Source organism: Streptomyces sp. G-G2, from assembly GCF_030063135.1.
Lineage (GTDB): Bacteria > Actinomycetota > Actinomycetes > Streptomycetales > Streptomycetaceae > Streptomyces.
Genome location: NZ_JASISO010000058.1, coordinates 15,950 through 41,956 on the forward strand (window position 1 = coordinate 15,950; position 26,007 = coordinate 41,956).

The following is a 26,007-nucleotide window of genomic DNA, read 5'->3' on the forward strand; positions in this document are numbered from 1 at the left end:
CCGCCCCGGACGGCGCCGATCCAGCCGAGCAGCAGACCGAAGACGAGGACCAGGACCAGCGCCATGCCGATCAGCAGCAGGGAGCTGGGCAGCCGGTCCGCCAGCAGCCTCGACACGTCGGTGCGGTAGGTGATGGAGCGCCCGAGGTCACCCTGCACCACCTGGCCGAGCCAGCGCAGGTACTGGACCGCGAAGGGGTCGTCCAGGTGGTACTGCTCGTTGATCGACTGCAGGGCCTCCGGAGAGGCCGAGCGGCCGCCGAGCAGGAAACTCGCCGGATTGCCCGGCGCCAGGTACATCGCGCCGAAGATGACGAAGGAGGCGCCGAGCAAGGTGGCCGCCATCTCGGCGAGGCGCCGTACGGCGAAGCTCAGGAAGTTCATCGCGCGGCCGCCCCGACATCGGCGGCCCACGGGTAGTAGAGGTAGGAGATGGTGGTGGGTGCGCCGGTGATCCGCTTGTTCATGAAGACCGCGGTGGGCCATTCGGCGACCGGGATCCACAGGAGCTGGTCGTCGGCCTTCTTCTGCAGCTCGGCCGCCGCCGACATGCGCTCGGCGACGTCGTAGGTGGACCGGGCCTTGTCGGCCAGCGCGTCATAGGCCGCGTCGCTGTAGCCCGCGTAGTTCTGGTACGCCCCGGTCTGGAAGTTGCCGAGCAGGTCCATCGGGTCGGTGATGGAGTCGTAGTACGTCTCGGGGAACATGTCCAGGCCCTCGCGTGCCTGCGGGTCGGTGAACAGCGAGGTGAAGGCGTTCGGGGCGATGGTCTTCAGCTGGACGTTCAGCCCGATCTTGCTGCCCGCGTCCTGGACCGCGGTGGCCAGCAGGGAGACGTCCTGGCCGATCGAGCTGGTGGCGATGGTCACCGTCTTGCCGGTGGCGCCCGCCTCCTGGATCAGCCCCTTGGCCGCCTCGACGTTCTGGTCGGGGGAGGGGAGGCCCTCGAAGGCGGACCTGCGGACGTTCTCGGGGGCCGTGGCCCAGGCGGCCCGGGTGGTCAGCGAGCGCCCCCGCGCACGCGGCCGCGGCCGAACGCCTGACCGCCCTCCTGGAGGGCCTCAGCGTGCGCTGGCTCAGCGGCTCCCTGCCCCTGGAGCACGCCCGCCGACTGCTCAACGACGCGATCGAAGCGGAACTTAACCAGCCCTGAGCGGTCCCCAACACCAGGCGGGGCAGGGCCAGACGGGGCACTAGGCTGCCACCGTGAACCCTTCCGCGCCCGGCGACGCCAACGCCGCCCTCGTCGTCGACGCCCTGGCCGAGCTGGAACGGCCCCCGCTCAGCCTGGACCGTTGGGCCCTGTTCGCCGACTCCGCGCACCGGCTCCTGGCCGGCCTGGTGGCCGGGGGCGCGGCCCTGGGCTGGCTGGAACCGCCCTCGCGGGAAGAGATCATGTGTCTGGTCGGCGACGTGCTGCGGGGAGTCCGGTCGGGGGACGCCTCCTTCCATGTCGCCTATTCGGGTGACCGTATGGTCGGCCTGGGCTACTGGCAGCGCTACGAGCGCCCCACGCATCAGCCGCACGCCGACCTGGAGAAGGTCGCGGTGGACCCGGAGTTCCACGGCCGTGGCATCGGCCGGGCGCTGGCCGAGGCCCTGATCGGGGACGCCCGCGAGGCGGGCATCGAGGTGCTCACCCTGGACGCCCGGGGTGACAACGCTTCCGCGCTGCGGCTCTACGGCTCGCTCGGGTTCGAGGAGTACGGCAGGCTCCCCGACTTCGTCGCCGTCGGGGAGCGCCGTTACGACAAGGTCCTCTGCATGCTGGACCTGCGCCGCTGACCGGCCGGACCGGTCACCCTGTGCACCCTGCGCACCTTCAGAGGAAGTAGAGGCGGCTGAGCGAGACGGACTCGGCGGCCTCCGAGACCAGCGGCTCGCCGTCCAACGACACCAGACCGGTGCCCGGGTGCACGTCGACCATGCCGGTACGGGCGTTGCGGAGCATGTCCCTCGGGCCGATGCCGCGTGTGCCGCGGACGGCGACCCGGCGCCTGCGGGTGGGCATCTGGTCGCCGTCCTGGACGGCGGCCGCCGCGACGAAGGCCACTGAGATGTCGGCCGCGGTGGCGCCGTACGAGCCGATTGGCGGCCATGGCGAACGTACGGCGGACCGTCTCGCCCGCGCGGCCCATGCCCTGGGCGTCGGATGAGGTGATGCCGATGGCGCGCAGGTCGTGCAGGACGTCGAGGCGGGGGTTCGCCTCGAAGAAGTGGAAGTGCGAGGAGACGCTGATGGGGACGGCGGAGGTGTTGTGCACGGGCAGCCGCAGCGCCGGTTCGGTCGGCTGGTAGCCCGCGCCGTCTCCCGGCAGCGCCGCTCCCGGGGCGTCGGGCCCCAGCGAACCCCGCTGGCGGAAGGGGGCCCGGTGTTTGAGGGCCCGCCGGAGGCCAGACGGACACCGGGACGAACCGCTGCGCGAGGCCCCCAGGCGGTCAGGGGCGGGGTCGCGGCGTCGGCCGGTCCGTGCCCGGGGTCAGCCCAGGCGCCTGAGCTCGGCGGCGATCGCCGCCGCCATGAGTTCGCGCGCGTGGTCCAACGGCAGGCTGCCGCTGAGCCAGCGCGAGCTGAGGCCCTCCACCAGCGCCGTCAGCCGCTCCGCGGCCCCGGCGAGCGCCGCGGCCCCCGCCATCGGGTGGACGCGGCCCAGCAGCTCGCCGACCTCCTGCACCCATACGAGCGTGGCGCGGGCGAGGTCCTCGCGCAGGTCGGCGTCGAACACCGCGCTGGCCCGGAGTTCGCCCCAGGCGGTGCTGTTCTCGCGGACGGAGGGGCTGTCCTGGAACTCCAGGAGGAGTGTTTCCGCCAGCTCGCCGCGCGCATCGAGCGGGGCGGCGTCCGGCGCGCGCTCCGTGGTGTAGCGGCCCGCGCGGTCGTTGATGAACTCCAGGGTCGCGCGCATGATCCCGGCGCGGTCCTTGAAGTGGTAGTAGATCAAGGCGGTGGACACGCCCGCCTCCGCGGCCAACTCCTCCACACGCAGGCCGCGCACGCCGCGTCGGGCGATGACCCGCGCGGCGCCTTCCATGATTGCCGTTCGACGATCAGCCACGGAACGACACCCTACCCGGGGCCGCAGACGGGCGGCTCCCGGTCCCGGGCGGCGCAACGGCCGGACGGCGCTGGTCACCGTCGGCGACATCGTGGCCGGCCGGGTCGTGCCGCAGGACGTCGCGGCCTGGTACGTCGGCCGCAGCGCGACCGAGTTCCTCGTCCCCGAGAACAGTGATGCCTCCATCACGCCGGGCGCCGGGCGCGGACTCGCCGACTGCGTCAAGGGCATCGAGAGCCAGCCCGTGACCGCGCTCCCGTTCAGCACGCCGCACGCGGGCCGGACCTTCTGCGTACGGGCGCAGGACAGCCGGGACATCGGGGTCGTGACCGTGCTGACGGCCAGCCCGGGGGAGGGCCCGGTGAAGGTGTCGGTGGACTACTTCCGCCGTCATGGGTGAGGTGTCCGGCCGGCGGCCCGATTGATTGAATATCCAGTCAGTACCACAGTGAGGGGGATGCCGGAGGTGAAACCGTCCGTTCCCGTCCAGTTGATCCGCCCCGGGTCCGCGATCGCTGAATCGCCCTCCCGCGGACCCGGCGCCGACACTGGACCCACGACCAGCCCGGCAAGCCCGCTTCCTGACCTCCGTACCCCGACGAGCCGAGCGGATCCCACGGAGACCACCATTGCCCGGGACCGCAGTCCCCTCCCCGCCCGGCAGGCGCCTGCCGGTGCCCGGGCTGGTGGCCCTCGCCATCGTCGCCGCCACCGCCGTGGGCATCTGGCTCCAGTACGGCGAACGGCTGGCCATGGACACCCGCCACACCGCGGGCAGCAGCTCGGCCACCGACCGGATCGACGTCGACGCGTCGGTCCAGCGGGTGGACGCCGCGGGCCGGGAGCTCACCCTGCGGCTCGTCGTCACCCCCCGCGGCGCGCTGGCGGAGGAGGGCGGGCTCTCCCCGGCGCGGGACCTGGTCCGGCAGACCTCGTCGTCCATCCGGGGAGACCTGTCCTTCAAGGCCCACAACGGATCTCCACCGTCGACGTGCCGGTCACCCTGACGGGTGGATCCATCACCGACTACCCCTTCGACGCGTACGGGGCCCCGTCGAGTTCAGCGCACAGCAAGGGGGACGGAGCGTCCCGGTCCGGCTCGCCCTCGCCAACAACGACGCGCTGTTCACCGCGAAGGCGGATCCCGTCGACGACCCCGGGGCCGCGGTACTGGACCTGACCCTCGGCCGCTCCAACAGCGTGCTCATCTTCGCCGCCTTCATGATGGCCGCGATGTGGGCCCTCGCTCTCGCCGTGCTCGTCGCCACCTGGTTCCTCGTCTCCCGCCGACGGGGACTGGTGTGGCCCGCCCTCGGCTGGATGGCGGCCACGCTGTTCGCCCTCGCGGCGTTCCGCAACACCGCGCCCGGGTCACGGCCCATCGGGTGCGTCCTCGACTGCATCGCCTTCCTGTGGGTCGAGCCGGTCATCGCCTTCTGTGTGGTCACGGTGGTCACCGCCGGGGCCAGGGCCGAATCCCAACCCACGGAGAAGCCTTCCGCCCCTGCCGTCTGACGCCTGCGTCGGCCGTCCGACGCCCGCGCCCCTGGGGCCTGCCAACCGGCGCCCGCGAGGTGACGCCCGAGCGGGCAGGGGCCGGCGCGCGGGGCACGGTTCCTGTGCGTCCGCCCTGAATCCCCGCCGATCCGCGAGCGCGGGGGCCCGTTCACAGCATTCTCAGAGCAAGCTCCGTCACGGTGTGATCCCGTCCCTCCGCACCAGGACAAGGAGCCGCCGCCGTGGCCGCCCATGCCCCGTCCCTGCGCCCGTCCGTCCGCCCCTACCCGTCGGTGGCCCGCCACCTCCCCCTGGCGGCGCGGGTGCTCGGCTATGCCGGTGCGCTCGTGGTCCTCGGCCTCTGGTGGGCCGACACCTCCTCCGTCGTCGGCCCGGCGGGCTGGCTCACCGGCGCCGCGCGCATCACCGGACTGCTCGCCGGATACGCGTGCGCGGTGCTCGTCGCCCTCATGGCCCGCGTCCCCTGGCTGGACCACACGGTCGGCAGCGACCGGCTGGCCCGCTGGCACGCGTCCGGCGGCCGGTACGCGATCTCGCTGATCCTCGCCCACGCGCTGCTCGCCGTCTGGGGGTACTCGCTCACCTCCCACACCGATGTGGTGAGCCAGACCACCACCCTGATCCTGCGCTATCCCGAGATGCTCAAGACCACGGCGGCGTTCCTGCTGTTCCTCCTCACCGCCGCCGTCTCCGCCCGGGCGGCCCGGCGCCGACTGTCCTACGAGACCTGGCAGCTGCTGCACGGCGCGACGTACGCGGCGGTCTTCCTGGCCTTCGGCCACCAGCTCGCCAACGGCGCCGACTTCGTCGGCAACCGCGCCGCCCAACTGCTCTGGTACGCGCTGTACCTGGTCCCGGCCGCCCTCGTGCTCTGGTTCCGCTTCCTCGCCCCGCTGCGCTCGGCCCGCAGGCACCGGCTGCGGGTCGCCGAGGTACGGGAGGAGGGGCCCGGCGTGGTCTCCGTCTACCTCACCGGGCAGCGCCTCGGCGAACTGGACGTACGCCCCGGGCAGTTCCTGCGCTGGCGGTTCCTGACCCGGGGGCTGCGCTGGACGGCGAGCCCGTACTCGCTGTCCGCGCCGGCCGACCCGCGCTTCCTGCGGATCACCGTCAAGGCCCTGGGAGCCCACAGCGCGGCGCTGGCCCGGCTGAAGCCCGGCACCCGGGTCTGGGCCGAGGGCCCGTACGGCGCCCTCGCCCCCCAGTACCCGGAGCGGCGCCAGCCCGGCGCGGAGCCGCGAGCACTGCTGCTCGCGGGCGGCATCGGCATCACCCCGCTGCGCGCCCTGTTCGAAACGCTGCCCGGCGACCTCGTCCTCATCTACTGGGCGCGCACGCCGGACGACCTGGTGCTGCGGGCCGAGCTGGACGCGATCGCCACCGCGCGCGGCGCCCGCGTGCACTACTCCGTGGACCGCCCGGCCGGGCACGCGCTGGCGCTCACCGCGTCCGGCCTGACCACGCTCGTCCCGGACCTCGGGCTGCGGGACGTCTACCTGTGCGGGCCGCCCGGCATGACCGGGGCCGCCGAAACCGCCCTGCGGGAGGCCGGGGTGGCCCGGCCGCGGATCCATCAGGAATCCTTCGCGCTGTGAGACCACCGCGAGCCGTCCCTTCCCATCCGTTCCGTCCTGTGAACACCGCCCGTTCCCCGAGGAGGATCCGTGCGCCGCACGGCCGTCACCACCGCAGCGACCATCGCGGGCATCGCCGCGCTGCTCGCCCTCAAGCCGCACCAGCCGGAGCGTTCCGCCGCATCGGCCCAGGCACCCACCGGCCGGGCTGACCCCGTCACCCCGGCGCCCGGCGCGTCCGGGGCGGGTCGCACCGGCACCTTCACCGGCTCGGTGACCGACACCCGCTACGGCCAGGTCCAGGTCGAAGTCACCCTGAGCGGCGGCAGGCTGACCGCCGTCCGGATCCTCCAGGCCCCGTCCGAGAACCGCCGGGACAAGGAGATCAACAGCTACGCGCTGCCCCGGCTCACCGACGAGGCCCTCGGCGCGCAGAGCGCGGACATCGACACCGTCTCCGGCGCCAGCTACACCAGCGAGGGGTACATCAGCTCCCTCCAGAGCGCCCTGGACGGCTCCCGTGCCTGAGCCCGCTCCCGTGCCTGAGCCCGCTCCTACGGCCGGTCGGCGGCGTCAGCCGCTCCAGCACTCCCCCGCTCCCGTGCCCGGACGGGTCCCCGCTGCCGGACCCGTCCCCGCCCGCACCCTCGAACCCGTCCCCGGCACCGCCCCCCGGCCGGGGCTGCGCCACACCGAGCACGTCATGGGCACCGTCTTCTCCTTCGACCTGCGCCACCGCCCCACCCCCGCCCTCGCGCGCGCCCTGCGGGAGGCGGTGGCCTGGTTGCACCACGTGGACCGGGTCTTCTCCACCTACCGGCCCGACAGCGCCATCAGCCGGATCGCCGACGGCTCGATGCACCGGGCCGACGCCCCGGCCGAGGTCGAGCGGGTGCTGGAGCTGTGCGAACGCGCCGAGAGCGCCACCCGGGGCTGCTTCTCGGCCCGGGCCGGCCGACGCCTGGATCCCTCGGGGCTGGTCAAGGGCTGGGCCACCGAGCAGGCGTACGCCATCCTGCGCGCCGCCGGAGCACCCCGCAGCGCCGTCAACGGAGGCGGTGACATCCGCCTCGGGGGTGAGCCCGAGCCCGGCCGCCCCTGGCGCGTCGGCATCGCCGACCCGCGGCGGCCGGGCCGACTACTGACCACCGTCCAGGGCCGCGACTTCGCCGTCGCCACCTCGGGGGGAGCCGAACGCGGCGCGCACATCCTCGACCCGCGCACCGGACGCCCCGCCCACCGGCTGCTCGCCGCCACCGTCACCGGCCCCGACCTGACCTGGGCCGACACCTGGGCCACCGCCGCCGTGGTGCTGGGCCCCGACGCGCACGACTGGATCGGGTCCCGCCCCGGCTACCAGCTCCTCACCGTCTGCCCCGACGGCACGGCCCGCCACACCGCCCGCTTCCCGCTCGCGCCCCCGCTCGGAGACCAGGGCCGCCTTCGCACCCCGGGCCACGGCCCGGCCTGAAGCACACCGGATCCCCCTGCCGCACGCACCGCCCAGTCGGTACGCTCGACAGCGGCGACGGGAGGCCACCGATGAGCGGAGCGCCGTACGGAGCGGGCGGGGGCGCGCGCGGGGGAGCCGACCCCGGGCTGTACGGGCCCGGCTCCGTGACCTGGCAGTGCCACGGCGACCCGATCATGTGGATCGCCGGAGTCCGGGCGCTGTACCTCCAGGCCCTGCACCCGCGCGCCGTACGCGGGGTGATGGAGAACTCGGACTTCCGCGAGGACGCCTGGGGGCGGCTCATGCGCACCGCCGACTTCGTCGGCACCCTCACCTACGGCACCACCGACGCCGCCGAGCGCGCCGGAGCCCGGGTCCGGAAGATCCACCGGATGCTGTCCGCGACCGACCCCGTCACGGGTGAGCCCTTCCCCGTCGACGACCCCGATCTGCTGCTGTGGATCCACTGCGCGCAGATCGACTCCTTCCTGCACATACTGCGCCGCTCCGGCGTCCCCCTCACCGCCGCCCAGGCCGACCGGTACGTGGACGAGAACCGGACCAACGCCCGCCTCGTCGGCCTCGACCCCGCCGGGGTCCCCGCCACCACCGCCGAGCTGGCCGCGTACTTCGAGGAGGTCCGCCCCCTTCTCGCGGCGGGCGCCGACGCCCGCGCCGTGGACGACTTCCTGCGCGGGCCGCCCGTCCACCCGCTCCTCGTGCCTGGCCGAAACCTGCTGTGGCGGCCCCTGGCCGGGACGGCCTACGGCTCCCTCCCGGCGTACGCGCACCAGCTGTACGGGCGCCCCGCACCCGCCCCGCGAGCCGTCACCCGGCGCCTGCGCCTCACCGGCCTCGTCCTGCGCGTCATTCCCGCACGTCTGCGCTGGCAGCTGCCGCCAGGTCACATCTTGAGAGCGATGCGCCGCATGGGCCCCGGGAGCCGCCCCTCGACGCACGCGCTGCGCACATCAGCGGCCATACTGGACCGGCCGGGGAGGGTGGAGCACGACGACGGGGGCGACAGTAGGACATGGCTGAGTCCAGGCTGATCCAGGGGCGGTACCGGTCGCTCGATCTGATCGGTCGCGGTGGCATGGGCGAAGTGTGGCGCGCCCGCGACGAGTCGCTCGGCCGGCATGTCGCCGTGAAGTGCCTCAAACCGCTCGGCGCCGAACAGGACGCCCACTTCACCCAGGTACTGCGCGAGCGCTTCCGGCGCGAGGCGCGGGTCGCCGCCTCCCTCCAGCACCGCGGCGTCACCGTGGTGCACGACTTCGGCGACGACAGCGCCACGGGCGGACCCCTCTACCTGGTCATGGAGTTGCTGGAGGGGAGCAATCTCAGCCAGCTGCTGGAGGAGAACGACGCCCGCCCGCTGCCCGTCGACGTCGTCGTGGACATCGCGGAACAGCTCGCCGCCGCCCTCGGCTACACCCACGACCAGGGTGTGGTCCACCGCGACCTCAAGCCCGCCAACATCATGCGGCTCACCGACGGCACGGTGAAGATCTGCGACTTCGGGATCGCCCGGCTCGCCGCCGACATCGGCTTCACCGCCAAACTCACCGGCGGCGGTATGGCCATGGGCACCCCGCACTACATGTCGCCCGAGCAGATCGCGGGCGGCGAGGTCGACCACCGCAGCGACCTCTACTCCCTCGGCTGCGTCCTGTACGAGATCGCCACCGGAGCCCCGCCCTTCGACCTCGGCGACTCCTGGTCCGTCCTGGTCGGCCACCGCGACACCGCGCCCGTACCGCCGCGCGAGCACCGCCCCGAACTCCCCGTCCACTTCGAGCGGGTGGTGCTCGACCTGCTGGCCAAGCGGCCCGAGGACCGGCCCGCCGACGCGCGCGGGCTGCACCGGCGGCTGGTCGAGGCCCGGCGTGGTTCCGTCGACGCGCCCGACGGCCCGCCGGCACTGCCCGCCTGGGCCCTCGGGATGACCGCGGGGCGCAAAGCGGGCCTGGAGGCCCGCCCGGCGAGCGGTGCGTGGGCAGTGCTGACCGGCTCGTGGACGGCCGCGCGCCCCGCGGCCCCCGTCCGGGAGCCGTCCGAGGCGCACTCCACCCGGGAATCGGCCCCGCAGCCGGTCCCGGTGCCCGTCCCGCAGCCGGAGCCCGCGCCCGCGGCCGACCCAGCCGCCGAACCCAGCGCCGCCCTGACCGCCGACCCGGCCCCCGGGGACTCGCCCGCGGGGGGCCTCGTACGTCCCTCCGCGCCCGAGGACCCGCGGCTGACCGCGGCGTACGGCCGGGTCAGCCCGCGCCCGCTGAGCCCGGACCACCCCGAGACCCTCGCCGCGGTCTCCGCGCACGCCTTCGCGCTCAGCCGGGCCGGGCGCCCCGCCGACGCGCTGGCCGCGCACACCGAGGTCGCCGAGGGCCGCGCCCGTACCCTCGGCCCCGACCACCCGGACACCCTCGCCGCGCGCCAGGAGACGGCGTACGTCCTGGGCCAGCTCGGCCGCCACCAGCAGGCGCACCAGGTCTACGAGGCGGTGCTCGCCGCCCGGGAGCGGACCATGGGCGCCGACCACCCCGACACCCTGCGCTGCCGCCACAACCTGGCCTTCAGCCTGAGCCGCCTCGGCAGGCTCGCCGACGCGCACCGGACCGCCGAGGAAGTGGCCGCCGCCCGGGCCCGGGTGCTCGGCCCCGACCACGCGGACACCCTGCTGACCTGGTACGAGGTCGGCTACGCCCTGGGGCAGCTCGGCCGCTGGCAGGAGGCCCTGGTCGCCTACCGCGTGGTCGCCGCCGCCCGTGAGCGGATCCTGGGGCGGGACCACCCCGACACCCTCGCCGCCCGCTACGAGGTCGGCATCGGTCTCGGCAGGCTCGGCCGCACCCCCGAGGCCCTGGACCTGTTCCGCTCGCTGGCGCGCGACCGGACCCGGGGCTACGGCGCCGCCGACCCCGAGACCCTGCGCGCCCGGCACGTCGTCGGCGTCAACCTCGGCCGCCTCGGCCGCTGGGCGGAGGCGGTCGCCGAGGCCCGCCAGGTGGCCGCGCTGCGTGCCGAGGCCCTCGGCCCCGAGCACCCCGACACCCTGGTCAGCCGTCGCGAAGTGGCCGTGGGCCTGGGCCGGCTGGGCCGCTGGGACGACGCGCTGCCGGTCTACCGGGAGGTCGCCCGGACCCGCGAACGCGTCCTGGGCGCCGACCACCCGGACACGGTGGCCGCCCACGCGGACGAGGCGCACTGTCTGGAGCGGCTCGGCCAGGTGTGCTACCAAGAGCCATGACCAAGGAGCAGCGGTTCCAGGGCGTGTACGACGCGGTGATCGTGGGCGGCGGGCACAACGGCCTGGTCGCCGCCGCCTACCTGGCCCGGGCGGGCCGCTCCGTCCTCGTCCTGGAACGGCTCGGGCACACCGGCGGCGCCGCCGTCTCCACCCGCCCCTTCACCGGGGTCGACGCCCGGCTGTCGCGGTACTCGTACCTGGTCTCGCTGCTGCCATCCAAGATCGTGCGGGAGCTGGGGCTGGAGTTCGCGGTCCGGGAGCGCACCGTGTCCTCGTACACCCCGACCGCACGCTCCGGCCGTCCCGGTGGCCTGCTCGTCGGCGGCGGCGAGGCCCGCACCCGCGCGTCCTTCGCCCGGCTGACCGGTTCGGAGCGGGAGTACGAGCGCTGGCGGGCCTTCTACGCGACCACCGGGCGCCTCGCCCGGAGGGTTTTCCCCACCCTCACCGAACCGCTGCCCGACCGCGCGGCCCTGCGGGCGCGGATCGACGACGAGGCGGCCTGGCGGATGCTGTTCGAGGAACCGCTGGGCCGCGCGGTCGAGGAGCGCTTCGCCGACGACCTCGTGCGGGGGGTGGTCCTCACGGACGCGCTGATCGGCACCTTCGCGGACGCCCACGACCCGTCCCTCGCCCAGAACCGCTGTTTCCTCTACCACGTGATCGGCGGCGGCACGGGCGACTGGAACGTCCCGGTCGGCGGCATGGGCGCGCTGACCGACGCGCTCGCCGCCGCCGCGCGCGGGGCGGGCGCCGAGATCGTCACCGGTCACGAGGCGCTGCGGATCGACGTGGACGCCGACTCCGCGGTGAGCGGGCCGGTGGAGGTGACCTACCGGACCGACCGCGGTGAAGGCCGGGTCGGCGCCCGCAAGGTGCTGGTCAACGCCTCACCGCGGGAGCTGTCCCGGCTGCTCGGCGAGACTCCGCCCCCGGCCCCGGAGGGCGCGCAGCTCAAGGTCAACATGCTGCTGCGGCGGCTGCCCCGGCTCCGCGACACCTCGGTGGACCCGCGCGAGGCCTTCGCCGGAACCTTCCACATCGGGGAGGGGTACGAGCAGCTGGCGCGTGCCTACGCCGAGGCGGCCACCGGCGAACTGCCCACCGCACCGCCCTCGGAGAGCTACTGCCATTCGCTGACCGACCCCACGATCCTCGGCGCGGACCTCGTGGCGGGGGGCTACCAGACCCTGACCCTCTTCGGACTGCACACCCCGGCCCGGCTGTTCGAGAAGGACAACCGGGGGACGCGGGAGGCGCTGCTCGCCGCGACCCTGGCCCAGCTGGACGCGCACCTCGCCGAGCCGCTCGCCGACTGCCTGGCGCTCGACGCGGACGGCCGCCCGTGCGTCGAGGCCAAGACACCGCTGGACCTGGAGCGTGAACTGGGCCTGCCCGGCGGGCACATCTTCCACCAGGACCTGTCCTGGCCCTACGCCGAGCGGGGCGCGGGGCGCTGGGGCGTGGAGACCCGGCACCCCGATGTCCTGCTGTGCGGCGCGGGCGCGGTGCGCGGCGGCGGGGTCAGCGGGGTGCCGGGCCACAACGCGGCGATGGCCGTACTGGGCCGCTGACCTGCTGATCCGCCGACCCCGCCGGCCCGTCGAGGTGCCTGCCCTACGCGATCGGGTCGATGACCACGATCGGGATCTCGCGGTCGGTCTTGGTCTGGTACTCGTCGTAGGCGGGCCAGTGCTCGACCATCATCGGCCAGGCCGCGGCGCGCTCCTCGGACGTGGCGGTACGCGCGTTGCCCTGCATGATCTTGGGTCCGACCTGGATGCGCACCTCGGGGTGCTCGGTCAGGTTCAGGTACCAGAGCGGGTGCTCGGGGGCGCCGCCCTTGGACGCGACGATGAAGTAACGCCCGTCCTGGTCGCCGTAGATGAGCGGGGTACGGACCGGGTTGCCGCTCTTGCGCCCGATGGTGGTGAGCAGCAGGGTCTGGGTGCCGTTCCAGTGCCGGCCCTCGGCGCCGTTCGACCCCACGTACAGGTTCACGTGGTCCAGCTGCCAGCCGGGCTTGGGGTCGGTCGGGTGGTCCCAGTCGATGTCGGTCATGTGCGGTCTGCCTCCAGGTCGCGACTGTCGGTGTTGAACCGTCAACGACCAACAACGCCCGGGGGTGCGGGGTTTATGCCCATGGCACCCGTGCGGCCCCGGCGCCCCGCCCGCGAAGGGGTGGCCCGATGCGGCGGAACGTCTGCGTCCCCTGCCGGGTACCGGGCAGAATCCGTGGGGGTCCGTCAGGCAGTATCCGCGCCATCACCGCTTGGAGCCCCGGTGTCCTCGCCAGAGATTCCCATAACGCTCACCCCGCAGCAGGCCGTCGCAGGGGTGATCCTCACCGTTCCGACGCCGACCGGCACCGCCCGGCTCAGAATTCCGCCCGCCGCGGACGGGGACCTCGTCCGGGCCCGGGTCGGCGACACCGAGGTGCTGCTGCGCATCCGGGTGGACCCCGGCGCGGTCCCGGGACAGCCGGGGACCGCGCCCGCCAAGAGCGGCCGGGGCTGCCTGATCGCCGTCGGGGTCGCCGTCGCCGTGGTCATCGGGCTGATCGTGGCCAACAGCGGGGACGACGGCAAGAAGGCCGCCCGGCCGTCGCCCGTTCCCTCCTTCAGCGCCTGGTCACTCCCTCCGGTGCCCATCCCCTCCCTCCCGGGCGTCCCGGGAGGGACTTCGGACCAGTCGACGGGCACCTCGGGCGGGGCGGCCGCCACGCCCTCCGAGGCGGCCCCCAGCCCCTTCGACCGGGGGACCTGCCTCAACGGAACGCTGCCGGACTCCACGACGGCGCAGCGCGTGGACGACGTGCGCGAGGTGCCCTGCTCGGCGTCCGACGCGCACTACAAAGTGATCGAGAGCATTCCGGGCACCTCGGACATGAAGCGCTGCAACGCCAACCCCAAGACGGAGTACGGCTTCTCCTACCGCTACAGCCGGGGCGGGATCACCCTCAACGAGTACGTGTACTGCGTGGTCGGGCTCGGCTCCTACGCCCGTTCCTAGTGCCGCGTCAGGCAATGCCTGCCCCGTCGCGACGCGCCGCACGCACTCTCGCCGCACCGGCCGAAAGCCCACGTATGTCCAGTACAAGGGCTTCCGGCCGGCACGCCGAGAGCACGCACCGGACGCCGCTCCTCAACGGGCAAACACTGCCTGACGCGGCACTAGGCCGTCGTTCTACGGCCGGGCGTACGGCCGGGTCATGATCTCCATGTTGTGGCCGTCGGGATCCGCGAAGTACGCGCCCCGGCCGCCGAACAGGCGGTTGACCCGGCCGGGTTCGGCGTGCTGAGGGTCGGCGTAGTAGGTGACGCCGAGGGCTTCCAGCCGGGCGATCATGCCGTCGAACCCCTCGTCGGGCACGAGGAAGGCGTAGTGCTGCGCCTGGATCGGCTCGTCGCGCTTCTCGTAGTAGTCGAGCGTCACGCCGTTGCCGAGGTCGACGGGAAGGAAGGGCCCGAAGGGGGCGCTCGCGGTCAGACCGAGGACGGCGGTGATGAACTCGGCGGACAGCCGTCGGTCACGGGCGTAGACGGCGGTGTGGTCGAGCCGGACGACGGCCGTCGTCGGTCCGGTCGCGTGGTGCTGCTGGGAATGCTGGTGGGTCGTCATATGTGGCTGCTTCTCCGGGCCTTGGATCCACTGGGAAGGCGGCGCGAGGGCGCCGGTCGGGAAGACACGGAGGAAGGGCGGGGCTCTGGCCCGCCTCACGATCACTCGGAGGCCGGGAACCCGCTACGTGTATGGCCCAAGGCCGACCCGGCAGTCACCCGGCAGACCCTACCCACTCGCCGTGAGCGTCGGCAACGTCGACTCCTCCATCGCTCTGGCCCGCGTCGTCATCGCCGTCCGCCGCCCGATCCGACGCGCCTGGGCGCTCCAGCGCTGGGAGCAACGGACGCTCCAGCACATGAGCGGCTGAGCCGGTTGCCGTCCGCTGGTCCTGAGGGGACACGGCGGCGGGCAGCACGAGACGGCCCCCGACATTCAGGGGCGCGCTCAGGTTCGTCGCCGAACGCGGGTGCGCGGCCTTCGGTTCGGCCGAGAAGACGCTGCACGGCAACCCGTGCAAGCACGGGGAGGTGCCGCGGACCGGGACGGACGGCTCGTCGCCGTTCTTCGCCCGGCACCTGAGCTGATGACGGGTCCGGGGCCGGGTCCCGGGCCGCGGACCCGGCTGCCGCCTACGCCGGGTCCTGTGACCCCGTCGGCGTGTCCGGCCCGACCGGCCCGTTCGCCCCGGTGCGGCTCTTGCCGCGCCGGGGCGCGGTGTTGGCGCGGATCTCCTCCGTGGCCGCGCGGAAGGCGGGCGTGGCGCGGGCGAAGTAGTCGAAGAGCAGGGCCTGTTGTTCCGGCGCGTACGTGCTGAGCAGCGCCGCGGTGTGACGGCGGGCCGGACCGACGGCCTCCTCGACTCCCTCCAGGGCGTCGGGCACGGGTTCCGCGATGCCGGACGTGGCCGTGGTGAACGGTCGCGGGGACACGTACAAGGGCGAGCGCCCAGTGAAACTCTCCAAGATCCAGACCTACACGCTGGTCCGGGACGTGGCCAGGGACGGGAACGGGGACGTGGCCAGGGACGGGAACGGGGACGTGGCCAGGGACGGGGCCGGGCAGTGGCGGATCGCCGCCTTCCAGAACACCCGGCGCAAGCCGCTGATGGAGGCCGTGTCCTACCGCTTCGCCCCGGGGCTGGTCCCGGCCGCCGAACGGTGACCGCGTACGTCGAGCGGGCCGGCGCCGGGGCTTCGGGCAGCGGGCTCAGTCCGCCGAGCGGGTCCAGCCCCGCGCGTCGAGGCGGGACGCGTCGGACGGGCGGTCCTCGGCGAAGAGGAGCCGGGTCCGTTCCGATACGCGGATCACGTCCACGTACACCCCGCGTCCCACGTAGCGGCCCGTGGCCTCGTGGCGCAGGCGCAGACGGACCTCGCGTCCCGCCCACTCGGTCAGCGGGGCCTCCAATCGGTGCCAGATCCGGCCCGACCAGCCGGTGGCCGTGCCCCGCGGCCACTGTTCGGGGGTGCCTCCGGTGGTCCGTACCGTGCTGAACGGCACCGGCCGCCACGGAGCGTCCGGCCCGGCGTCGGCGTCGGCCGCTTCGAGGGAGAAGCCGCCCGCGCCCGGCACCGCGTCCCACCACACCGCGCACCGCAGCTTCGCCTCGGCCGTCGCGGGGGTGAGCGGGGGCAGGGTGAGCGTGCCCGAGCCGCCGGGGGTGATCCCGGAGAACCAGGCGGGGCCGCCGTGCCGGGTGCGGACGGGTACCGCGCGGGCGAAGTGGTTGCCCACCGCGACCCGCGGCGCGCTCCCGGCCCGCCAGGTCCGCACGGGGTGGACGGAGTTGCCCAGCAGGACCAGGAACGAGTCCGTGGAGGGGTCCAGGACCAGCGAGGTACCGGTGAAGCCGGTGTGCCCGGCGGAGTGGGGCGTGGCCATTGCGCCCATGTACCAGTGCTGGTAGAGCTCGAAGCCGAGGCCGTGGTCGTCGCCGGGGAAGGCGGTGTTGAAGTCGGTGAAGAGGAGTTCCACGGAGGCGGGCCGCAGGATCCGCTTCCCGGCGTAGACCCCGCCGTCGAGCAGGGTGCGGGCGAGAACGGCCAGGTCCCAGGCGGTGCCGAAGACCCCGGCGTGGCCCGCGACCCCGCCGAGGGCGTGGGCGTTCTCGTCGTGGACCTCGCCCCAGACGAGGCCGCGGTCCAGCCCCGACCAGGGTGGGCGCTGGATTTCGGTGGCCGCCGTCACCCGGCGCCAGGAGAGCGGTGGATTGAAACGCGTGCGGTGCATCCCGAGCGGAGCGGTGATCTCGTCGTGGAGCAGTGCGTCCAGAGTGCGACCGGTGATCCGTTCCAGGATCAGCTGAAGCGTGATCAGGTTGAGGTCCGAGTACCGGTAGACGCTCCCCGGCGTCTCCTGAGGCCGCACCGACCACAGCAGCCTCAGCTGCCCCTCCCGGGTGGCCTCCTGGTAGAACGGCGCCCATGACCGCAGCCCCGAGGTGTGGGTCAGCAGCTGCCGGACCGTGATCACCTCCTTGCCGCCCCCGGTGAACCCGGGCAGGTAGCGCGCCGCCGGAGCCTCCAGTTCCAGCCGCCCCCGCTCCATCTGCTGCACCGCCAGCACCGAGGTGAACAGCTTGGTCAGCGAGGCCAGGTCGAAGACCGTGTCCTCGGCCATCTCGATCCGCTCCGCCGTCGGGAACTCGCGGACCCGGTCGGTCCGGCCGTCGTACTCCGCGTAGCGCACGGCGTACCCCATCGCCCGGTGCAGGGCCACCGTCCGGCCGCGCCCGGCGAGCACCACGGCGCCCGCGTAGTAGGGGTGTTCGGGGGAGGGGCCGAGGAACCTCCGGGCCTCGTCCGCCGTCGCCTCCAGATGCCGCTCCAACAGGCCCGCCTGCCGCGCCGATCCGTAGCGCAGCCGCAGCCCCTGCAAGGCGCGCCGCTCGACGGGATTCCCGCCCGGTCCCGTCCCCGGGGCTCCCGCGGTGCCGCGGCCCGCCGCGCCCGCCGTCCCGCCCGGCAGCGCCGCGTGGACGAGCAGGACCCCGCCGAGCGCGAGCAGCCGGGCCCCGAGCCGCCTGCGGCTCAGCCCACCGCTCCCGGCCCCGTGGCCGTCGCCGCTCCCGTGCCCGTGCGCGGCCCCGTTCCCGCTGCTGCCGCTCCACTCCCCGCCGCTGCTCCCGTGTCCACGTCCCGCGCCGCCCCCGCCCCCGCGTCCGTCCTCGCCCCTGACGGCCCCCGTGTCCTGGCTCATGTCCGGCCTCCTGTCCGCTGTCGCGCGCGCCACCCAGTATCTGCCCGCCCACCCCATCGACCCCGTCACGACCGGCCCGCAAAGAATCTGACACAGCATCAGAAAATCTCTTCCCTCGCGTGCCGCCCTGCGGCATCCTGCCGCCCATGGAGACGGAGCTGAGCAAGAAACTCGGAGTCGAACACGCCATCTTCGGCTTCACGCCCTTCCCGGCGGTCGCCGCGGCCATCACCCGCGCGGGCGGGTTCGGCGTCCTCGGCGCGGTCCGCTACACCGCCCCCGACGACCTCAAGCGCGACCTCGACTGGATGCAGGACAACGTCGACGGCAAGCCCTACGGCCTCGACGTCGTCATGCCGGCCAAGAAGGCCGTCGACGGCATCTCCGAAGCCGACATCGAGGCGATGATCCCCGCCGGGCACCGCGATTTCGTCCGCGAGACCCTCGCGAAGCACCAGGTCCCCGAACTCGCCGAGGGCGAGGCCTCCGGCTGGCGCATCACCGGCTGGATGGAACAGGTGGCCCGCAACCAGCTCGACGTAGCTTTCGACTACCCCATCAAACTCCTCGCCAACGCCCTCGGTTCCCCACCCGCGGACGTCATCCGGCGCGCCCACGACCACGGGGTCCTCGTCGCCGCCCTGGCCGGCACCGCCACCCACGCCCGCCGCCACGCCGAGGCGGGCATCGACATCGTCGTCGCCCAGGGCTACGAGGCGGGCGGCCACACCGGCGACATCGCCACCATGGTCCTGGTCCCCGAGATCGTCGAGGCCGTCGCCCCGCTGCCGGTACTCGCCGCGGGCGGCATCGGAAGCGGCGAGCAGATCGCCGCCGGCCTCGCCCTCGGCGCCCAGGGAGCCTGGCTCGGCTCCCTCTGGCTCACGACCACCGAGGCCGACCTGCACTCCCGCGCCCTCACCGCGAAGCTCCTCGCCGCGGGCTCCGGCGACACCGTCCGCTCCCGGGCACTGACCGGCAAACCCGCCCGCCAGCTGCGCACCGAGTGGACCGACGCCTGGGACGACCCCAGCGGCCCGGGCGCGCTGCCCATGCCGCTCCAGGGCCTGCTGGTCGCCGAGGCGGTCTCCCGCATCCAGAAGTACGAGGTCCAGCCACTGCTCGGTACCCCCGTGGGCCAGATCGTGGGCCGGATGAACAGCGAGCGCAGCGTCCAGGCGGTCTTCGACGACCTCACCCGGGGCTTCGAACGGGCCATCGACCGCATCACCCGCATCGCGGGCCGGTCCGGGCCGGTCCCGAAGGAGGAACCCCAGTCATGACCCAGCCCCCCAGCGGCTCCGGCGGCCCGAAGGGCTCCGCCGCCCCCGCCGCCCCCACCGGCCCCAACGGCTTCTGGGCCCAGGCGAGCGCCGACCCCGACCGCACCGTACTGGTCGCCCCCGAGGGCGAGGAGTGGACCGCCGGGCGCCTGCACGCCGACGCCAACCGCCTGGTGCACGGGCTGCGCGCGGCGGGCCTGGAGCGCGGTGACGTCTTCGCCGTCGTCCTGCCCAACGGCGTCGAGTTCGTCACCGCCTACCTCGCCGCCGCCCAGGCCGGCTTCTACCTGGTCCCGGTCAACCACCACCTGGTCGGCCCCGAGATCGCCTGGATCGTCTCCGATTCCGGCGCGAAGGTGCTCATCGCCCACGAACGCTTCGCCGAGGCCGCCACCGGCGCGGCCGACGAGGCGGGGCTCCCCGCGAGCCACCGCTACGCCGTCGGAACCGTCGGAACCGTCGGAACCGTCGGAGCCATCGGCGGGTTCCGTCCGTACGCCGAACTCCTCGACGGGCAGAGCGCCGAGCCGCCCGCCGACCGCACGCTCGGCTGGGTCATGAACTACACCTCCGGCACCACCGGCCGCCCCCGCGGCATCCGCCGCCCGCTGCCCGGCAAGCTCCCGGAGGAGACGTACCTCGGCGGCTTCCTCGGCATCTTCGGCATCCGCCCCTTCGAGGGGAACGTCCACCTCGTCTGCTCTCCGCTCTACCACACGGCCGTGCTCCAGTTCGCGGGCGCGTCCCTGCACATCGGCCACCCGCTCGTCCTGATGGACAAGTGGACGCCCGCCGAGATGCTGCGGCTGATGGCCGTGCACCACTGCACGCACACGCACATGGTGCCCACGCAGTTCCACCGCCTCCTCGCGCTCCCGCAGGAGGTCAAGGACCAGTACGACGTCAGCTCGATGCGCCATGCCATCCACGGCGCCGCGCCCTGCCCCGACCACGTCAAGCGGGCGATGATCGAGTGGTGGGGCAGCTGTGTGGAGGAGTACTACGCCGCCAGCGAGGGCGGCGGGGCCTTCGCCACCGCCGAGGACTGGCTCAAGAAGCCGGGAACGGTCGGTAAGGCCTGGCCGATCAGTGAGCTGGCCGTCTTCGACGACGACGGCAACCGGCTGCCGGCCGGGGAACTCGGCACCGTCTACATGAAGATGAGCACCGGCGGATTCAGCTACCACAAGGACGAGGGCAAGACGAAGAAGAACCGGATCGGTGACTTCTTCACCGTCGGCGACCTCGGCCTGATGGACGAGGAGGGCTACCTCTTCCTCCGCGACCGCAAGATCGACATGATCATCTCGGGCGGGGTCAACATCTACCCCGCCGAGATCGAGTCCGCGCTGCTCACCCACCCGGCCGTCGCCGACGCCGCCGCCTTCGGCATACCGAACGGGGACTGGGGCGAGGAGGTCAAGGCGGTCATCGAGGCGGCCGAGGGCCACGAGCCGGGCGAGGCGCTGGCCGCCGAGATCCTCGCCCACTGCGAGCGGCAGCTCGCCGGGTACAAGCGGCCCAAGACGGTCGACTTCATCGAGACGATGCCGCGCGACCCGAACGGCAAGCTCTACAAGCGGCGGCTGCGCGAGCCGTACTGGGAGGGCCACGACCGGGCGATGTGACCGGGCGTCAGCGCGCGTACCGGAAGGGCGCCCCCTGCGGGCCGATCGCTCGGGGGTTGCCCGAAACGCCCGGAGATTTTGTGAGATGTTCCACGCCGGGGTCCCGGCGGCGCGCCTTGCGCCGCACCGCGGGGCCGGTTCTGGCAGCGTGGCCGTATGAGTACGGCAACCCGCAGATCCCCCCTGACCGACTGGACACTCCTGGTCCCCGTGGTGGCGCTCGTCGCGCTCGCCTTCAGCTGGGGGCGCGAGCTGCCCTCGTTCGCGGTGGCGCTCGTCGCCCTGTGCCTCGCGGGCGCGGTGCTGGCGGCCGTCCACCACGCCGAGGTGGTCGCCCACCGGGTGGGCGAACCCTTCGGCTCCCTCGTCCTGGCCGTCGCGGTCACCGTCATCGAAGTGGCCCTCATCGTCACGCTGATGGCCGACGGCGGCGACAAGACCGCCTCCCTCGCCCGTGACACCGTCTTCGCCGCGGTCATGATCACCTGCAACGGCATCGTCGGCCTGTCGCTGCTCGTCGGCGCCCTGCGCAACCGGGTCGCCGCCTTCAACGCCGAGGGCTCCGGGGCCGCGCTGGCCACCGTCGCCACCCTCGCCGTACTCAGCCTGGTCATCCCGACCTTCACCACCAGCAAGCCCGGGCCCGAGTTCTCCACCGCCCAGCTCGCCTTCGCGGCCGTCTCCTCGCTGGCCCTCTACGGCCTCTTCATCGCGGTCCAGACGGTCCGTCACCGCGACTACTTCCTGCCCGTGGACACCGCCGCGAAGAAGCGCCGCGAGGCCGCCGGGGAGGAAGAGGAGCACGCCGAGCCGCCGACCGCCCGGGCCGCGATGATCAGCCTCGGTCTGCTGCTGGTCGCCCTCGTCGCCGTCGTCGGCAACGCGAAGGCCGTCTCGCCCACCATCGAGGCGGGCGTCGCCAGCGCGGGCCTGCCCAACGCCGTCGTCGGTGTGATCATCGCCCTGCTCGTCCTGGCGCCCGAGACCCTCGCCGCCGTCCGCGCCGCCCGCCGCGACCGGGTCCAGACCAGCCTCAACCTCGCCTACGGCTCCGCCATCGCGAGCATCGGCCTGACCATCCCGGCCATCGCCCTCGCCTCCGTCTGGCTCACCGGCCCCCTGCTGCTGGGCCTCGGCGCGATCCACATGGTGCTGCTCGCCCTCACCGTCGTCGTCAGCGCCCTGACGATCGTGCCGGGCCGGGCGACCCTGCTCCAGGGCGGCGTGCACCTGATGCTGCTGGCCTCCTACCTCTTCCTCGCGGTCAGCCCCTGACGCCGGCCACCGCCCCACGGCCGGCCGTACGCCGAACCGCGCGCGGGTCGGCGTACGGCGCCGCGGACCCTCAGCGGCGCTCGCGCGCCCAGACCACCCGCAGCGCGGGCGAGGTGAGGATGTCGGCCTCGCAGTAACGGGACGTCACCCAGCGCTCGGCGGAGAACATCCTGGTCTGGTCGGCGAAGTACGGCGAGTTGGGGTTCGAGGACTGGCTGTACGACAGCAGGGTGCGGGCCACCGGGCAGCGGCCGCCGTCCCAGCCGACCGCCTGGATGTGGCTGGAGCCGTGCACGACCTCCGTGTAACCGCCACGGGCCGGGTTCCACACCGTCTCCACCTTGTCCCACACCCCGAGCGCCTCGGTGCCGCCGCCGACCGGGATCCGCTCGCCGTTCCGCACCACGAACTGGTGCTCGCCGAGCGGCGCGGCCAGGGCGATGCCCGCCGCCTTCAGCTCCACGACCGTGTCCGCCAGGGCCCGCCCGATGCCGGGAGCGGACTGGTTCAGGGTCCGGGGGGTCCGGACCGGATCGGCCGCCGAGAACGGCACCAGCCACAGGTCCTTGGCCGCCGTGGACGCCGTCAGCCGCCGCCAGAACCGGTCGAAGAGCAGCGCTCCCCGGCTGGCCGTCTCGGCCGTACGGTCCCAGCCCGCCAGCACCGGGCAGGCCGCCGAGACGTCGACCGGAGAGCCGTCGCTCGCCGTCGCCGTACCGCCCGGCAGGGCCGCACAGGCCTTCGCCGCGTCGGCGGCAGCCAGGTCACCGGCCGGAACCCGGTTCGCGAACTGCTGCTTCTGCAGGTCCGCCACCGTCAGCCGCCCCTTGGCCGCCATCGCCGATACGTCCTCCAGCGCGCCGCGGGTGCGCAGCGACCGAGGCGTACCCGTGTTGCCCCACACCCGTTCGTAGCCGGTCAGCGGGTGCTCCGCGTTGGCCAGCCAGGCGCTGTCGTTGGAGTTCTCGACGTATTCCGCGTCCCGCAGCGTCGGCGCCTTCGCCGGGCCGAACACCCCCGGCTGCACCGCGTCCGGGTCCGAGCCGAGCGCGCAGTCACCGCGCGAACCGTCCAGCACCGCGAGCCCGGCCGACGGGTACGTCGCCCGGCCGAGCGGGGTGGAGCAGCGGGCCGCCAGCTCGTCCGTGATGCGGGGGACGATCTGGGACTGGGTGAAGAGGGTCTTGCCCGCCGAGTCGGCGGCCACCGTGTTGACCCAGGGCAGGCCCTGGGTGCGCCGCTGCGCGTCCTGGATCCCGGCCACCGAACGGGCCTTGCCCATGGCGAGGGCGGTGTCGAAGGCCCGCAGGTTCACCGCGTTGGGGTCGTTCAGCGCGTAGGCCGTGGTCGCGGACCAGGGCAGCGGCAGGCCCGCGCCGAGGGAGGTGACGACCGGGCCGTAGCGGGTGCCCCACTGGGTGCGGCTGACCGGAGCGCCGTCCTTGACCGGGACGTTGACGGTCCGCCGGGTCATCTTCTCGGAGACCCCGTCGACCAGGTACGCGGTCGGGTCCGCCGGGTCGAGGGCGAGCTGGTGCAGGTTGACCGGGGTGCCGGTGGCCACGGTGTGGCTCCAGGCGACCTTGTCGTTGAAGCCGATGTTGACCACGGGGGTGCCGAGCAGGGAGCCCCCGGAGACGTTCAGCTCGCCCGGGATGGTCTGCTGCGACTGCCAGAACCGGCGCCCGCCCTGCCAGGGGTAGTGCGGATTGCCCAGCAGCAGGCCACCGCCGCTCGCGGTGGCGGAGCCCGCGAAGGCCACCGCGTTCGAGCCCATGTCGTAGCTGGAGGTGTCGAAGAGCCGCCGGGCCGCCTCGGCCGCGGCCGCCGGGTCGATGTCGCCGCTGGGCGCTGCCGCGGTACGGGCGGACGTGGCCGGGGGCCGCGCCGCGGTGATCCCGTCGATCCCGCGCCCCTGGCCGCCGAGCACGGCGACCGCGTAGCCCCGGGCCGCCACGTCCACGGTGGTCACCGGGTGGACCCAGGCGGCGCCCTCGCACGCCGGGTCGGTGATCCGGTTCTGCGCCAGCCAGGCGTTGTACCCGGCGGCCCACCCGCGCATCAGCTCCCGGATGTCCTTGCCGGGCCCGGCGGGAGCGGGCGTGGCCAGCAGCTTCTCGACCGTGCCGGACGCCCGGACGCCCTTGAAGTACAGGTCGCTGGAGAGGTTCCCGGTGGCCGAGGAGAGCGAGCCGTCGGGAGCCGCGTCGGGGCCGAACCAGCGCGAGCGTTCCCCGGTCACGGTCAGGAACCCGTCGGCCAGGACGCACACCTGGTCGGCCGCCTGCGCCCAGCCGGTGCCGAAGCCGAGGTCGGCGTAGTCCTTGGCCAGGATGTGCGGGATGCCGTTCTCCGTGTAGCGGACGAGGGCGGACAGCCCGCCCCCGGACGGATGGCGCGCGTCGGGCGCGGAGTCGGCCGAGGCCGCGGCCGGGGGGATCGCGCCGGCCGCGACGAGCAGCGCGGCGCCGGTGAGGGCGACCCTACGTAAGGCCGGGCGGGTGCGGAAACGCAACATGCCTCCCAAGTAGCCTGCGAATAAATGTGGTTACGCGTGAAACTTGTGTGTCTGCTGTGCCCCCACACTCATGCAGGCGAGCTGATGATCTGTCAATGACCCCTGGTGCAGGAAGAAATGAGGATCTCTCCATGGCGCACGTGCGGCACAGCACGGTCGACGGACTCGTACGGACCACCGCACGGCGGGTCCCGGAGCGGATCGCGGTCCGCTACCGGGAACGGAGCTGGACCTACGAGGACCTCGACACGGCGGTCTCCACCGGGGGCGCCCTGCTCACCGGGGGCTACGGACTGCGGCCCGGCGACCGGGTGGCCACCTTCGCCCACAACTCCGACGCCTACCTGATCGCGTTCCTCGCCTGCGCCCGGGCCGGGCTCGTGCACGTCCCGGTCAACCAGAACCTCACCGGTGAGGACCTCGCGCACATCCTGGACGACTCCGGGAGCGCCCTGGTCCTCGCCGATCCGGACCTCGCGGAGCGGGTACCGCCGGGGCCCGCGGTCCGGGCGCTGCGGGACGCCCCCGGCTCCTTCCTGGAGGCACTGGCCGAGCCGGTCCCGTACGAGGCGTCCGCGACGCCCGGGGCCGTGGCGCAACTGCTCTACACCTCCGGCACCACGGCGCTGCCCAAGGGCGCGGTGATGACCCACGAGGCGCTCTGCCACGAGTACGAGAGCGCGATCGAGGCGCTGGACCTGACCGAGGACGACCTGCCGCTGCACTCGCTGCCGCTCTACCACTCGGCGCAGACGCACGTCTTCCTGCTGCCCTACCTCGCCGTCGGCGCCGAGAACACGGTGCTGGACGCGCCGGTCGCCGAGGAGATCTTCGGGCTGGTGGAGGCGGGCCGTGCGGACAGCCTGTTCGCCCCTCCGACGGTCTGGATCGCCCTGGCCAACCACCCCGAGTTCGCGACTCGGGAGCTGGGGGCACTGCGCAAGGCGTACTACGGGGCCTCGGTCATGCCGGTGCCCGTGCTGGAGCGGCTGCTCGCCCGGCTGCCCGGGCTCGGGTTCTACAACTGCTTCGGGCAGAGCGAGATCGGACCGCTGGCGACCGTACTGGGACCGGCCGAGCACGAGGGGCGGATGGACTCCTGCGGACGGCCGGTGCGCCACGTCGAGGCGAAGGTGGTCGACGAGGACGGCGCGGACGTGCCGGACGGGACGGCGGGCGAGGTGGTCTACCGCTCCCCGCAGCTGTGCCAGGGGTACTGGAACGACCCCGAGGCGACGGCGAAGGCCTTCCGGGACGGCTGGTTCCGCTCGGGGGACCTCGCGGTGCGTGACGCGCAGGGGTACTTCACGGTGGTCGACCGGGTCAAGGACGTCATCAACTCGGGCGGGGTGCTCGTGGCCTCCCGGCAGGTCGAGGACGTGCTGTACACCCACCCGGGGGTGGCGGAGGCGGCCGTGGTCGGGCTGCCGGACGAGCGGTGGATCGAGGCGGTGACGGCGGTGGTGGTGCCGCGCGGACACGTCACGGAGGCGGAACTGCTGGCCTACGCGCGGGAGAAGCTCGCCCACTTCAAGGCCCCGAAGCGGGTCCTGTTCGTGGACGCCCTCCCGCGCAACGCCAGCGGCAAGATCCTCAAGCGCGAACTGCGGGACCGCCTCGGCTGAGCCGCTTCCGCTCGCCGGGAGCGGGCCGGTCCGCGTCGGGACACGCTCCTGGGGCGGGGCGGGGCG

Annotated in this window: 23 protein-coding genes and 5 pseudogenes; 18 read left to right on the forward strand and 10 right to left on the reverse strand. The window is 73.7% G+C overall.

Going from position 1 to position 26,007, the window contains the following annotated elements:
• Positions 1–206 precede the first annotated feature (206 nt).
• A pseudogene (locus QMF80_RS38165) lies at positions 207–485 on the reverse strand (hypothetical protein); the annotation flags it as partial.
• On the reverse strand, positions 380–1,003 hold the full coding sequence (locus QMF80_RS32995) for an ABC transporter substrate-binding protein (RefSeq protein ID WP_283460175.1): 624 nt from the start codon (positions 1,001–1,003) through the stop codon (positions 380–382). The pseudogene QMF80_RS38165 and the gene QMF80_RS32995, both read right to left, overlap by 106 nt.
• Between QMF80_RS32995 and QMF80_RS33000 the strand changes: the two are divergent.
• Positions 1,003–1,152, forward strand: a pseudogene (locus QMF80_RS33000) (TetR family transcriptional regulator C-terminal domain-containing protein); the annotation flags it as partial. The gene QMF80_RS32995 and the pseudogene QMF80_RS33000 overlap by 1 nt on opposite strands.
• A 104-nt stretch (positions 1,153–1,256) precedes the next feature.
• Positions 1,257–1,784, forward strand: a complete 528-nt coding sequence (locus tag QMF80_RS33005; protein WP_283460178.1) for a GNAT family N-acetyltransferase — start codon at positions 1,257–1,259, stop codon at positions 1,782–1,784.
• Between the two features lie 37 nt (positions 1,785–1,821).
• Here the strand turns inward: QMF80_RS33005 and QMF80_RS33010 are convergent.
• The 3 genes and pseudogenes from QMF80_RS33010 to QMF80_RS33020 all read right to left on the reverse strand — a co-directional run.
• Positions 1,822–2,191: pseudogene (locus QMF80_RS33010) on the reverse strand (urease subunit alpha); the annotation flags it as partial.
• Positions 2,189–2,350 (reverse strand): annotated as a pseudogene (locus QMF80_RS33015) (urease subunit beta); the annotation flags it as partial. The pseudogenes QMF80_RS33010 and QMF80_RS33015, both read right to left, overlap by 3 nt.
• A 129-nt stretch (positions 2,351–2,479) precedes the next feature.
• On the reverse strand, positions 2,480–3,055 hold the full coding sequence (locus tag QMF80_RS33020; RefSeq protein ID WP_283460136.1) for a TetR/AcrR family transcriptional regulator: 576 nt from the start codon (positions 3,053–3,055) through the stop codon (positions 2,480–2,482).
• 91 nt (positions 3,056–3,146) lie between these two features.
• On the opposite strand from QMF80_RS33020, the gene QMF80_RS33025 reads away from it, so the two are divergent.
• The 9 genes and pseudogenes from QMF80_RS33025 to QMF80_RS33060 all read left to right on the forward strand — a co-directional run bounded on the left by QMF80_RS33025 (position 3,147) and on the right by QMF80_RS33060 (position 12,424).
• The gene (locus QMF80_RS33025; RefSeq protein WP_283460138.1) at positions 3,147–3,455 is read left to right on the forward strand and encodes a hypothetical protein; all 309 of its coding nucleotides are present in this window, start codon (positions 3,147–3,149) and stop codon (positions 3,453–3,455) included.
• Between the two features lie 352 nt (positions 3,456–3,807).
• Positions 3,808–4,235 (forward strand): annotated as a pseudogene (locus tag QMF80_RS38460) (DUF4436 family protein).
• Positions 4,236–4,255: 20 nt separating this feature from the next.
• Positions 4,256–4,570 (forward strand): DUF8686 domain-containing protein, encoded by a 315-nt coding sequence (locus tag QMF80_RS38465; protein WP_502962973.1) that lies wholly within the window; start codon positions 4,256–4,258, stop codon positions 4,568–4,570.
• 224 nt (positions 4,571–4,794) lie between these two features.
• A complete protein-coding gene (locus QMF80_RS33035; protein ID WP_502962974.1) occupies positions 4,795–6,168 on the forward strand; it encodes a ferredoxin reductase family protein in 1,374 nt (457 codons plus the stop codon).
• Positions 6,169–6,237: 69 nt separating this feature from the next.
• On the forward strand, positions 6,238–6,675 hold the full coding sequence (locus QMF80_RS33040) for an FMN-binding protein (RefSeq protein WP_283460139.1): 438 nt from the start codon (positions 6,238–6,240) through the stop codon (positions 6,673–6,675).
• Positions 6,676–6,850: 175 nt separating this feature from the next.
• The gene (locus QMF80_RS33045) at positions 6,851–7,618 is read left to right on the forward strand and encodes an FAD:protein FMN transferase (protein WP_283460181.1); all 768 of its coding nucleotides are present in this window, start codon (positions 6,851–6,853) and stop codon (positions 7,616–7,618) included.
• 71 nt (positions 7,619–7,689) lie between these two features.
• Positions 7,690–8,652, forward strand: coding sequence for an oxygenase MpaB family protein (locus QMF80_RS33050; protein ID WP_283460141.1), 963 nt, complete (start codon positions 7,690–7,692; stop codon positions 8,650–8,652).
• Positions 8,634–10,850: a serine/threonine-protein kinase gene (locus tag QMF80_RS33055; protein ID WP_283460143.1), complete on the forward strand. Its 2,217-nt coding sequence runs from the start codon at positions 8,634–8,636 to the stop codon at positions 10,848–10,850. The genes QMF80_RS33050 and QMF80_RS33055 overlap by 19 nt, the downstream gene beginning before the upstream one ends.
• Positions 10,847–12,424: a phytoene desaturase family protein gene (locus QMF80_RS33060; protein ID WP_283460145.1), complete on the forward strand. Its 1,578-nt coding sequence runs from the start codon at positions 10,847–10,849 to the stop codon at positions 12,422–12,424. The genes QMF80_RS33055 and QMF80_RS33060 overlap by 4 nt, the downstream gene beginning before the upstream one ends.
• Positions 12,425–12,467: 43 nt before the next feature.
• Here the strand turns inward: QMF80_RS33060 and QMF80_RS33065 are convergent, their stop codons facing one another.
• Positions 12,468–12,911 carry a nitroreductase family deazaflavin-dependent oxidoreductase gene (locus QMF80_RS33065; protein WP_283460147.1) on the reverse strand — a complete coding sequence of 148 codons (444 nt, stop codon included), beginning with the start codon at positions 12,909–12,911 and terminating at the stop codon, positions 12,468–12,470.
• 222 nt (positions 12,912–13,133) lie between these two features.
• On the opposite strand from QMF80_RS33065, the gene QMF80_RS33070 reads away from it, so the two are divergent.
• On the forward strand, positions 13,134–13,862 hold the full coding sequence (locus tag QMF80_RS33070) for an LppU/SCO3897 family protein (protein ID WP_283460150.1): 729 nt from the start codon (positions 13,134–13,136) through the stop codon (positions 13,860–13,862).
• A gap of 174 nt (positions 13,863–14,036) precedes the next feature.
• Here the strand turns inward: QMF80_RS33070 and QMF80_RS33075 are convergent, their stop codons facing one another.
• On the reverse strand, positions 14,037–14,471 hold the full coding sequence (locus tag QMF80_RS33075; protein WP_283460152.1) for a VOC family protein: 435 nt from the start codon (positions 14,469–14,471) through the stop codon (positions 14,037–14,039).
• A gap of 181 nt (positions 14,472–14,652) precedes the next feature.
• Between QMF80_RS33075 and QMF80_RS33080 the strand changes: the two genes are divergently transcribed.
• Complete coding sequence (locus QMF80_RS33080) at positions 14,653–14,781, forward strand: hypothetical protein (RefSeq protein WP_283460154.1); 129 nt, start codon at positions 14,653–14,655, stop codon at positions 14,779–14,781.
• Positions 14,782–15,043: 262 nt separating this feature from the next.
• Here the strand turns inward: QMF80_RS33080 and QMF80_RS33085 are convergent, their stop codons facing one another.
• Positions 15,044–15,295, reverse strand: coding sequence for a hypothetical protein (locus tag QMF80_RS33085; RefSeq protein WP_283460156.1), 252 nt, complete (start codon positions 15,293–15,295; stop codon positions 15,044–15,046).
• Between the two features lie 10 nt (positions 15,296–15,305).
• Here QMF80_RS33085 and QMF80_RS33090 point away from each other — a divergent pair, with 10 nt between their 5' ends.
• The gene (locus QMF80_RS33090; RefSeq protein ID WP_283460158.1) at positions 15,306–15,575 is read left to right on the forward strand and encodes a hypothetical protein; all 270 of its coding nucleotides are present in this window, start codon (positions 15,306–15,308) and stop codon (positions 15,573–15,575) included.
• A gap of 45 nt (positions 15,576–15,620) precedes the next feature.
• Here QMF80_RS33090 and QMF80_RS33095 read toward each other — a convergent pair whose 3' ends face one another.
• Positions 15,621–17,612 carry a serine hydrolase domain-containing protein gene (locus QMF80_RS33095; RefSeq protein ID WP_283460160.1) on the reverse strand — a complete coding sequence of 664 codons (1,992 nt, stop codon included), beginning with the start codon at positions 17,610–17,612 and terminating at the stop codon, positions 15,621–15,623.
• A gap of 146 nt (positions 17,613–17,758) precedes the next feature.
• On the opposite strand from QMF80_RS33095, the gene QMF80_RS33100 reads away from it, so the two are divergent.
• The 3 genes from QMF80_RS33100 to QMF80_RS33110 all read left to right on the forward strand — a co-directional run bounded on the left by QMF80_RS33100 (position 17,759) and on the right by QMF80_RS33110 (position 21,798).
• Positions 17,759–18,895 carry an NAD(P)H-dependent flavin oxidoreductase gene (locus tag QMF80_RS33100; RefSeq protein WP_283460162.1) on the forward strand — a complete coding sequence of 379 codons (1,137 nt, stop codon included), beginning with the start codon at positions 17,759–17,761 and terminating at the stop codon, positions 18,893–18,895.
• Complete coding sequence (locus QMF80_RS33105; protein WP_283460164.1) at positions 18,892–20,523, forward strand: acyl-CoA synthetase; 1,632 nt, start codon at positions 18,892–18,894, stop codon at positions 20,521–20,523. Before QMF80_RS33100 ends, QMF80_RS33105 begins: the two co-directional genes overlap by 4 nt.
• 156 nt (positions 20,524–20,679) lie before the next feature.
• On the forward strand, positions 20,680–21,798 hold the full coding sequence (locus QMF80_RS33110; RefSeq protein WP_283460166.1) for a calcium:cation antiporter: 1,119 nt from the start codon (positions 20,680–20,682) through the stop codon (positions 21,796–21,798).
• Positions 21,799–21,868: 70 nt separating this feature from the next.
• On the opposite strand, the gene QMF80_RS33115 is transcribed toward QMF80_RS33110, so the two are convergent.
• Positions 21,869–24,316, reverse strand: a complete 2,448-nt coding sequence (locus QMF80_RS33115; protein WP_283460167.1) for a penicillin acylase family protein — start codon at positions 24,314–24,316, stop codon at positions 21,869–21,871.
• Between the two features lie 131 nt (positions 24,317–24,447).
• On the opposite strand from QMF80_RS33115, the gene QMF80_RS33120 reads away from it, so the two are divergent.
• Positions 24,448–25,941, forward strand: coding sequence for a fatty acyl-CoA synthetase (locus QMF80_RS33120; protein ID WP_283460169.1), 1,494 nt, complete (start codon positions 24,448–24,450; stop codon positions 25,939–25,941).
• Positions 25,942–26,007: the final 66 nt, after the last annotated feature.